Below are 8919 nucleotides of genomic sequence, written 5' to 3'. Positions count from 1 at the left end.
ACAAGCAAAGACAAAAAGCGTTAGCTTTTTGAACGTTGCTTGCAACGACCCGTAGGGTGAGCAAGTGAACAAAGTTCACTTGCAAATAAAAGTAGGTCGCCCTTTAGGGCGAAAACTAAATTTATTTAAGAAAAAATAGAATTAAAAAGTTTAGTTATTGATTTAGTTAGCAAGCTGATATTTACGTAATTTCGCCGCAACATAACTACAACTTGCGATAATTTTTAACTGTTTCTGCTCAGTGAATTGCAATAAAGCTTTTAACAATTTATCGCCAATACCTTGGTTACGTAGGCTAGGATCAACAAAAGTATGATTCGCATCAATTGTTTGCGGATTGATATATTCATAAGTTAGTTCGGCTAACCGTTTATCCTGATCTTTAATGAAAAAAGTACCGATTTGACCGTTATCGCTATGTTGAATAGTTAATTCGTTCATTGTAATTTCTCCATAAACTCATCAATTTCCGTACTGAAAGGACTCTCTTCAGTCGGAATTTTCTTTTCCTCCGCTGCCCATTCACCAAGATCAATCAATTGGCAACGTTTACTACAAAATGGACGGTAAGGACTTTCCTCTGACCAAATGACGTTTTTCTTACAAATTGGACAAGGTACAGAAACGATATCATCATCTGTATGCGACATAATATTTCCTTATTGCTGACTTAGCTGTAAATAGTGTTGATGTAGTGCAGTTACTTGTTGCTTTAACTGCATTTTATTTTCCATAAATGGTAGCTCATTGCTAATAATATCATCGGCTTTAGCAAGACGCTGTTGGCGAGAAACCTGTGCCTGCATAATGTTTTTAATTAGCTCGATTGAATTATGATCTCGTTGGCTGGCTCGTTGCAGTTGTGTTTCTTCACTAACATCAATAACAAGAATGCGATTGCAATAAGTTTCCAAATGATTTTCAAATAATAAAGGTACCACCCATAATACATAAGGAGCATCAATTTTATGCAATTGCTGCAACATTTCTTCACGAATTGCAGGATGTAACAATTCATTGAGCCAAGTTTTTTCCTGCGGTTGTTGAAACACTTTTTCCCGTAAGGCGGCACGATCTAATTCACCTGTTGGCAATAAAATCTCTGCCCCAAAATGTTGCACAATTTTTGCCAATAAAGGCGAACCTTTTTCCACTACTTGCCGAGCGACAATATCGGCATCCACAATTGGCACACCCAATTCAGCAAACAGATTGGCAATGGTACTCTTACCGCAGCCAATGCCACCGGTTAATCCTACGATATAAGACATAATGTTGTATTTAAGAAAGAAATTGTTGAGAACTAAATATTGTTAAGGCAGCAATAATTAAACTAGGTGCAAATGGTAGAGTTTTGCTTTTCTTATTGCGCATAACGTAAAACATAAGCGCTATTATACAAGAGATAAGCAAGAAATAAGCTAAAAAATCTGGCGCTATTAGTAAGGATAATGCTGAAAACAGTAAAGTGTCGCCTAAACCAAAACTGTCCTTACCCAAAATAAAATAACAGAGAAAATAACATAAAGTACTACCAAGAAAAGCGATAGTGAAGCTAAGAATGGCTTGCTCAATAGGTAATGCACTAACTTGCAGCATTGAAAATAGTAGCGCCAGTAATATCAGTGTATAGCAATGAATAACAGAAATTAATTGATAGCGGTAATCAATGTAGGCGACCAGATAACTAAAACCAAACAAAAAATAGTATAAAAAACTGTGCCACCATAATGTGGGGATTAGATAACAACAACCACTTAATCCTACGTACCAGAGAAGATGAAAATAACAATCTTGTCTAAAAAAGCAAGATACAGATGAGAAACTGTGATGGTTTTGCAGCCAAGTCGGTAAGTAATAAAGATAGGCAATAAAAATGACGCTCAGCAGTGATAGCCCGACTAGGATCATAAAATCACATTCCCCAAATTAAAGATCGGTAGATACATACCCATAATAATGACGCCGATAATGCTGCCAATAATGAGCATCAATAAAGGTTCAAGCAGTTTGGCTGCCAATTCAATTTGCGCTGAAAGCTGCTGTTGGCTGTGTTCAGTAAGGTGGCATAAGATATGCGTTAATTTTCCGCTTTGTTCGCCAATAATAATCATCTGCCGAGCTTGTTGTGAGATAAAGCGATAACTTAATCCGTTTGAAAAAGGTAAACCTTGCTGTAATGCTTGCAAGCACTGTCGTGCCTCTTTAGCTAATAATGAGTAATTATGGCTAGCAGCAAAGTTTGTTGATTGAGGTAAGAAGCTATTCAGACTTTGTTGCAAGGTAATACCCGATTGTAACATTGTTGATAAGATGGAGAAAAATTGGATTGATTGGATTGTTAGCAAAATCTTGTTGATACTCGGTATTAGGCATAACAGCCTTAATAATGTATTTTTCACTATGGCTAAACGAAGATAACACTGATACACCCCAAAACAGAGCAATGGCACGACAATACAAAAATACACTAAATAATGCTGTAAAAATTGTGAAATCGTTAGTAGAAATTGCGTGAGCCAAGGTAATGACTGTTGTTGTTGGCTATAAAGATCGGCAAAAGTTGGTACGATAAACAGCAGCAAAAAGATCGTTAATAATAGTGAAATAGAAAGCATCATCACTGGATAAAAGATAATTTTCTTAATCTGTTGTTGTAAGGCTGCTTGCCGTTTTTTATTTTCTGCTAATTGTTGAATGACAGCACTAAGTTGCCCACTACGTTCGCCACTATAGAGTAGTTGCCATTCATAATTAGATAAAAATGGTTGCTCGGTTTGTAATGCTGTGGAGAGTGGTAAGCCAATATTTAATTGATGCAGACAATGTGCGAGTAATTGATACAATTTTTCGTTGTGGCAATGTGCTTGCAACATCTGTAATGCTTGTTTTAAGGGAATTTCAGCTTTTAATAGCAACGAAAATTGTAAGAAAAATTCTGCCTGCTGAGCTAAAGTAAAGCGTGGCAATAATTGCCAATTTCTGGAAAGAGAAAGAACATTAATACCTTGTTGATAAAGGCGTTGTCTAGCTTGTTGAGTATTATCAGCAATAATATTTCCAGTGACTCGATTTTGAAAACGATCTTTGCCTCGCCAACGATATTTAGCCATCTTGCAGTTCCTCTTTACCTAATACTCGCTCTAATTCTGCTATTGTCGTGATCTGTTGTTGGAGTTTTGTTTGTGCGGCAGCAAAGAGTGTTGGGTAATCAGTGGTAAATTGCTGTTGTTGGTAATGTAATAATTGAAAAATCCCTGTACGTCCTTGGTAGCCATCAATACAAGCACAATCTGATGATGGAGTAAGACATCGCTGACAGCGTTTGCGCACTAAGCGTTGTGCAATCACTAATAGTAAGCTGTTTTCCAATTCATGTTGTGAGATGCCTAATTGTTGTAAACGAGAAATCGCACCTAATGCGGTGTTGGTATGGAGTGTGGATAAAACAAGGTGCCCTGTTTGCGCTGCACGCAAAGCAATTTCAGCTGTTTCCTGATCACGAATTTCACCAACCATAATGATGTCAGGATCTTGGCGTAAGAAACTACGCAATAAAGTAGCGAAGTTTAACCCAATGGTATGATTGACTTGCGTTTGAATAATGCCATCAAGTTGTAATTCAATGGGATCTTCAGCAGTAACAATATGCCGACTCTCTTGATTTAAGTGATGTAAGCCACTGTACAAGGTTAAACTTTTGCCGCTACCAGTTGGACCTGTGACCAAAATGAGTCCTTGTGGTTGTGTTAAAGCGTGATTGAATTGTGCTGCTTGCTGTGCCGTCATTCCTAATTCAGTGAAATCAGTGAATACTGGGATATTGTGTTGCAAACGTAATACAATTTTCTCACCATATTGAGTTGGCAAAGATGATAAGCGAATATCTAATGTTTCACCGAAAGTGGTTTGATAACGGAAGCGACCATCTTGTGGCAAGCGTAATTCATTAATATCTAAACGAGCTAATAATTTCAAACGAGCATTTAATCGTTGTCCAATTTGCGGCATTAAGGTTTCTTGCTTTTGTAATACGCCATCAATACGAAAACGAATTTGAAAACTCTTTTGTAAAGGCTCTAAATGAATATCTGATGCTTTGGATTGCAACCCTTGTTCTAATAATTGATTAAAAAGCTGAATTAACGGTTCGTTAGGATCTGCCGCAGTAATCTCTTCTGTTGGTTGTTCAGTAGTCGTGGAATAATATTGAAAAGTGGCTTCGTGTAGATAAGAAAGATCAGTTACTTCTTGCATACTTTGTAATAACTGTTTTAACGCATATTGACCAATAATGACAGGTTCAACAGGTTTACCATTTAAAAAGGCAAAGGCTTCACAAGCGGCTAAATTATCTAAAGATTCTACGGCTAGCCATAATTGTTGCTCATCTTCTAACAAAGGAACAGCTAAATAGCGTAATAGTAATTCATATTGTGCCTGATTCTTTTCCCATTGCTGTTCTGAAATGGTAAAAGTGTGTTGCTGATCGATAGTAGTCACTTGATAAGTCATTATTGTGTTCCTGTCGTTGGTTGGCAAAAGCCGGCTGGAAAAATACCATTATCGCCAGAGCATTGAATCACCCAATCGATCAACTCACCTTGTTTGTTTTCACTTGGTGTCATCTTGTAAGAAATATCCTTTAATACACCTTTTCCAGAAACCGTAATAACCCCTGCAGTAATGGAAATATCATTGAGATATTTAAATTTATTCATATCACTAGGTTTATTTTGAATCCCATGCTGCCCTGCGGAACATTGATTTTTATTGGTTGCGTTATATAAGCACAATTCAACTTCTGCTTTATAAGGTGCGGCAGCTTGAATTAACTCAGAAACCGCAGCTTTTTGTGTATAACCTTGATAGGACGGGATCGCAATGGTTGCCAACACCGCCACGATCGCAATGACGATCATCAATTCAATTAAGGTAAAACCAGCATAAAAAGCATGTATTCTCGACGATGATTTATTGCTCATAAAAAAGCCCTCTATCAAAACAGATAGGCAAAAAATGACAAAAACTCACCTAATTAACGAGAGAGTTGTTAAACTATTGGAATTGAGATCGCAAAAAGAGAATTTTATGTATCAAATTATTGATGGTGTTTTACAAAATGTGGCACAAGTGCCATCACCACATTTCGATCAACGTCCAAATCCGACTGATATTTCATTACTAGTTATCCATTACATTAGTCTGCCGCCAGAGCAGTTTGTCGGTAACTATATTGATGATTTTTTTCAAGGAAAATTAGATCCAACTATTCATCCTTATTTTGCTGAGATTTATCAACAACGAGTGTCAGCGCACTGTCTGATTCGCCGCAATGGTGAAGTGAAACAATATGTCAATTTTATGCAACGAGCTTGGCATGCAGGGCTTTCACAATTTCAAGGTAGAGAGAAATGCAACGATTTTGCGATTGGTATTGAGTTAGAAGGCAGCAATCAGCAGCACTTTACCGAACAACAATATCAAGCGTTAGCGGAATTAACTGTTGCGATAATGAAAAACTATCCATTAATTACCTTAGATCGTATTGTTGGGCATTGCGATATTTCACCAGGGCGCAAGATCGACCCAGGGCAGTATTTTGATTGGCACTATTATCGAGAAAAAATAAAAGCATTAGGGTAAACCAGGATTTACCCTATTTAAGTGATTAAAGCGAAAAAGAGAGAGGACTATACTAATATCAATGTGATGAAAGGAGGTTGGAATATGGAAAATCCATTTGTTGCACATTGGTCATCAAAAGGAAATACCCTTTGTTTAGGGCATTGGGATATTACTTATCAAGGGAAAGCAATTAATTTACCCGAAGAGCGTCGTGAACATGATATGGGAACACGCGGTATTTATAATTTTATCGATCCGGAAGATGAATTATATCTGGAAGGCTTAGATGAAAATGATTGGATTTTGGAAAATATCGGCTGGTTGACTGATGTTTTTATTGCAGCAGATATTCCATTAGAAGAGGAATATTTTCGTTTGTTTTATCAAGCTGTTAATAAAGATGATTGGCGTTGCGGTAGTTGCGGCGGCTGTATGTAAAACGTGTTTTTGAGAACAAATAACCTAACGAAAAAGGTTTTCGATTATTGGGTGTTCTTGTTTATAATTACCTCTATTTTGGTAATTTATCTTTTCAAGTTATGTTTTTTAATCTCAAAGCGAAACTACATCAGTTACATCACTATCTGAAACATAAAGGACATCAAACTTCTCGCCTTTCTCGTAAAAGTATCGAATTTATTTGTTTACTATGTGGTGCTTTATTAGTAGCGCTAGTTTCATGGGGCTTCGCCACATTAGTAGAATTAGGTTTAGAAATAAATATCTTTTTGGTCAATTTAAATCCTTGGGTAGCTTGGGTTTTGTTACCTTTTGGTATGGCCATTCTAGCTTGGTTTACCCAGCGTTTTACGCCATATGTGGCGGGAAGCGGTATTCCACAAGTCATCGCTTCTATTGCATTGCCGCATGGGAAACCTAAAGAAGCATTAGTGCGTTTAGCACAAACCATTTGGAAGATTCCATTAACTTTTCTCGCAATGTGTTGTGGTGCGTCAGTAGGGCGTGAAGGGCCATCGGTACAAGTTGGTGCAGCGGTAATGCTCTCCTGGGGAAAATTTTGTCGTAAATATAATTTAGCGTTTAAGGGACTAAGTTATAACGAATTAATTGCAACAGGGGCAGCGGGCGGTTTAGCGGCGGCATTTAATGCACCATTGGCTGGTGTGATTTTTGCGATTGAGGAAATTGGACGAGGAACCCCATTACGCTGGGAACGTCGAGTCTTACTAGGTGTATTGGCAGCAGGATTTATGCTGGTGCTTATTCAAGGTAATAACCCTTATTTTCCGCGTTATAGTGGTGCAGATAGTGTAGAAAATGTAGTGTTATGGCTGATAATTTGCGCAGTAGTTTGTGGTTTATTGGGTGGTTTATTTGCACGTTTATTAGCGAAAGGTTTGGCTTCTTATTTACCTGCCTTTATGCGTGGTTTTGTGCGTCGTCATCCGATTATCGTTGCTTTTATTTTAGGTATTTTATTAGCTGGCTTAGGTACTTTTAGCGGACACCAAACTTATGGCACTGGTTATGCAGTAGTGACCCAAGCATTAAATGATCAAGCCTTAGATACTTCATTGGGGATTAGCAAGTTGCTGGCAACAGTCTTTACTTACTGGACTGGTATTGCTGGTGGTATTTTTACTCCAGCATTAACAACAGGTGCAGCGATTGGCAGCAATATTTGGCAACTCACTGGAGGTATCGTTGATCAGCGTTTTCTTGTGTTATTATCTATGGCGGCATTTTTAGCGGGAGCAACACAATCACCAGTAACATCGAGTGTAGTCGTAATGGAAATGACAGGAAGTCAGCCTGAATTGGTTTGGTTGCTGGCAACTAGTATTATGGCATCCATTATTTCTCGTCAGATTTGTCCAAAACCATTTTATCATTTTGCGGCGGGACGTTTCCGTCAACGAATTCAAGAACAAATTAATCAAGAACAACAAAAACTTCATGACAATAAATAAACAATTTTATCGAGGGCGTTTTGCGGTTGCACCAATGCTAGATTGGACAACCCGCCATTGCCGTTTTTTTCATCGCCAATTTAGCCGACATACACTGCTTTATACCGAAATGGTAACCGCACCGGCGATTATTTATGCAAAGTATGATCATTTAATCTTTAGCCCTGAGGAGTTACCGGTTGCTTTACAGTTAGGCGGTAGCGATCCACAACAGTTGGCACATTGCGCAAAGTTAGCGGAACAACGTGGTTATAGTGAAATTAATCTAAATGTAGGTTGTCCGTCGGATCGAGTACAAAATGGAATGTTTGGTGCTTGCTTAATGGCTAAAGCGGATTTAGTGGCAGAATGTGTGGCGGCAATGCAAGAGGTTGTCAGTATTCCAGTTACTGTGAAAACGCGTATTGGTATTGATGATTTAGACAGTTATGAATTTTTATGTGATTTTGTGACAAAAGTGGCGGCAACAGGTTGCCAAGATTTAATTGTACACGCACGAAAAGCGTGGCTATCGGGATTAAGTCCAAAAGAAAATCGCGAAATTCCGCCGCTGGATTATCCGCGCGTTTATCAATTAAAACGTGATTTTCCACAGTTAAAGATCAGCATTAATGGCGGTATTAAAACGATTGAAGAAATTAAGCAGCATTTACAGTTTGTTGATGGCGTGATGGTAGGACGTGAGGCTTACCAAAATCCAGCATTATTAGGCTTCATTGACCAAGCTTTGTTCGATCCGAATGCGCCTATTATTAGCCCAGTTGAAGCAGTGGAAAAAATGTTCCCTTATGTGGAACAAGAGTTACAACAAGGCACACCATTAGGGCAAATTACCCGCCATATGTTAGGCGCATTTCAAAATATCAAAGGCGCTAGACAATGGCGTAGACATCTTAGCGAAAATGCCCATAAAGCGGGTGCTGGGATTGAAGTATTACAACAAGCGCTGGAGTTTGTTAGAGGGTAATATTAGTTATTTATTTGATAATGAACTGATTTAAATTTATTTTAATATCAATTGGTTATGTGGTTTTGTGGTATAATAAAAATGAAAGATAACTATATCTAATTGACACTTAGTAAACGAAAGGAGATTCAAAATGATCACAGAGGAAGAAAAAGAACAACGACGTGAGGCAGTGCAGTTTGCTATTGATAATAATCGTTTGGAAGGCTTAGATGTGAATAATGAAATGTTAAGCTATTTCCAAAAGTGGATTAATGATGAAATTACTCTAAATGAGCTGAAGACTAAAGCCTATGAAATATAATATTTCTCAGACTGCTGACAAACCTAAATTTTGTCAAAAACTTCTATAAAATAGCCTTGGGTTCCCTCTTACTCTTGCCCGAATGTAAA

At 37.9% G+C, this 8919-nt stretch carries 12 protein-coding genes; 5 read left to right on the top strand and 7 right to left on the bottom strand.

Going from position 1 to position 8919, the window contains the following annotated elements:
- Positions 1-162 precede the first annotated feature (162 nt).
- The 7 genes from QS62_RS11650 to QS62_RS11625 are packed head-to-tail and all read right to left on the bottom strand — an operon-like array spanning position 163 to position 4985.
- A complete protein-coding gene (locus tag QS62_RS11650; RefSeq protein WP_066110368.1) occupies positions 163-441 on the bottom strand; it encodes a GNAT family N-acetyltransferase in 279 nt (92 codons plus the stop codon).
- Positions 438-650: a DNA gyrase inhibitor YacG gene (yacG, locus tag QS62_RS11645; protein WP_066110367.1), complete on the bottom strand. Its 213-nt coding sequence runs from the start codon at positions 648-650 to the stop codon at positions 438-440. Before yacG ends, QS62_RS11650 begins: the two co-directional genes overlap by 4 nt.
- A gap of 9 nt (positions 651-659) precedes the next feature.
- A complete protein-coding gene (gene coaE / locus QS62_RS11640; protein ID WP_066110365.1) occupies positions 660-1271 on the bottom strand; it encodes a dephospho-CoA kinase in 612 nt (203 codons plus the stop codon).
- A 10-nt stretch (positions 1272-1281) separates the two neighbouring features.
- On the bottom strand, positions 1282-1911 hold the full coding sequence (locus QS62_RS11940; RefSeq protein WP_082966202.1) for a prepilin peptidase: 630 nt from the start codon (positions 1909-1911) through the stop codon (positions 1282-1284).
- Positions 1908-3113 carry a type II secretion system F family protein gene (locus QS62_RS11635; protein ID WP_066110362.1) on the bottom strand — a complete coding sequence of 402 codons (1206 nt, stop codon included), beginning with the start codon at positions 3111-3113 and terminating at the stop codon, positions 1908-1910. Before QS62_RS11635 ends, QS62_RS11940 begins: the two co-directional genes overlap by 4 nt.
- A complete protein-coding gene (locus tag QS62_RS11630) occupies positions 3106-4515 on the bottom strand; it encodes a GspE/PulE family protein (RefSeq protein WP_066110360.1) in 1410 nt (469 codons plus the stop codon). Before QS62_RS11630 ends, QS62_RS11635 begins: the two co-directional genes overlap by 8 nt.
- Positions 4515-4985, bottom strand: coding sequence for a prepilin-type N-terminal cleavage/methylation domain-containing protein (locus QS62_RS11625; RefSeq protein WP_066110359.1), 471 nt, complete (start codon positions 4983-4985; stop codon positions 4515-4517). Before QS62_RS11625 ends, QS62_RS11630 begins: the two co-directional genes overlap by 1 nt.
- 106 nt (positions 4986-5091) lie before the next feature.
- On the opposite strand from QS62_RS11625, the gene ampD reads away from it, so the two are divergent.
- The 5 genes from ampD (at position 5092) to QS62_RS12110 (ending at position 8830) form a co-directional block, all read left to right on the top strand.
- On the top strand, positions 5092-5646 hold the full coding sequence (ampD, locus tag QS62_RS11620; protein WP_066110358.1) for a 1,6-anhydro-N-acetylmuramyl-L-alanine amidase AmpD: 555 nt from the start codon (positions 5092-5094) through the stop codon (positions 5644-5646).
- A gap of 84 nt (positions 5647-5730) precedes the next feature.
- On the top strand, positions 5731-6066 hold the full coding sequence (locus tag QS62_RS11615; protein WP_066110356.1) for a hypothetical protein: 336 nt from the start codon (positions 5731-5733) through the stop codon (positions 6064-6066).
- Between the two features lie 101 nt (positions 6067-6167).
- Positions 6168-7559, top strand: coding sequence for a chloride channel protein (locus tag QS62_RS11610; RefSeq protein ID WP_066110370.1), 1392 nt, complete (start codon positions 6168-6170; stop codon positions 7557-7559).
- Positions 7546-8526: a tRNA dihydrouridine(20/20a) synthase DusA gene (gene dusA, locus QS62_RS11605; RefSeq protein WP_066110354.1), complete on the top strand. Its 981-nt coding sequence runs from the start codon at positions 7546-7548 to the stop codon at positions 8524-8526. Before QS62_RS11610 ends, dusA begins: the two co-directional genes overlap by 14 nt.
- A gap of 133 nt (positions 8527-8659) precedes the next feature.
- A complete protein-coding gene (locus tag QS62_RS12110; RefSeq protein ID WP_197496310.1) occupies positions 8660-8830 on the top strand; it encodes an antitoxin VbhA family protein in 171 nt (56 codons plus the stop codon).
- Positions 8831-8919 lie beyond the last annotated feature (89 nt).

The sequence above is a fragment of the Gallibacterium salpingitidis genome (assembly GCF_001678495.1).
Classification (GTDB): Bacteria; Pseudomonadota; Gammaproteobacteria; order Enterobacterales; family Pasteurellaceae; genus Gallibacterium; species Gallibacterium salpingitidis.
This window is presented reverse-complemented; position numbering and strand designations above follow the sequence as displayed.

What these genes read in the sequence shown, in the direction of transcription:
- QS62_RS11650 (WP_066110368.1), bottom strand. Translation starts at nt 441, where the DNA reads ATGAACGAATTAACTATTCAACATAGCGATAACGGTCAAATCGGTACT.
- yacG (WP_066110367.1), bottom strand. Translation starts at nt 650, where the DNA reads ATGTCGCATACAGATGATGATATCGTTTCTGTACCTTGTCCAATTTGT.
- coaE (WP_066110365.1), bottom strand. Translation starts at nt 1,271, where the DNA reads ATGTCTTATATCGTAGGATTAACCGGTGGCATTGGCTGCGGTAAGAGT.
- QS62_RS11940 (WP_082966202.1), bottom strand. Translation starts at nt 1,911, where the DNA reads ATGATCCTAGTCGGGCTATCACTGCTGAGCGTCATTTTTATTGCCTAT.
- QS62_RS11635 (WP_066110362.1), bottom strand. Translation starts at nt 3,113, where the DNA reads ATGGCTAAATATCGTTGGCGAGGCAAAGATCGTTTTCAAAATCGAGTC.
- QS62_RS11630 (WP_066110360.1), bottom strand. Translation starts at nt 4,515, where the DNA reads ATGACTTATCAAGTGACTACTATCGATCAGCAACACACTTTTACCATT.
- QS62_RS11625 (WP_066110359.1), bottom strand. Translation starts at nt 4,985, where the DNA reads ATGAGCAATAAATCATCGTCGAGAATACATGCTTTTTATGCTGGTTTT.
- ampD (WP_066110358.1), top strand. Translation starts at nt 5,092, where the DNA reads ATGTATCAAATTATTGATGGTGTTTTACAAAATGTGGCACAAGTGCCA.
- QS62_RS11615 (WP_066110356.1), top strand. Translation starts at nt 5,731, where the DNA reads ATGGAAAATCCATTTGTTGCACATTGGTCATCAAAAGGAAATACCCTT.
- QS62_RS11610 (WP_066110370.1), top strand. Translation starts at nt 6,168, where the DNA reads ATGTTTTTTAATCTCAAAGCGAAACTACATCAGTTACATCACTATCTG.
- dusA (WP_066110354.1), top strand. Translation starts at nt 7,546, where the DNA reads ATGACAATAAATAAACAATTTTATCGAGGGCGTTTTGCGGTTGCACCA.
- QS62_RS12110 (WP_197496310.1), top strand. Translation starts at nt 8,660, where the DNA reads ATGATCACAGAGGAAGAAAAAGAACAACGACGTGAGGCAGTGCAGTTT.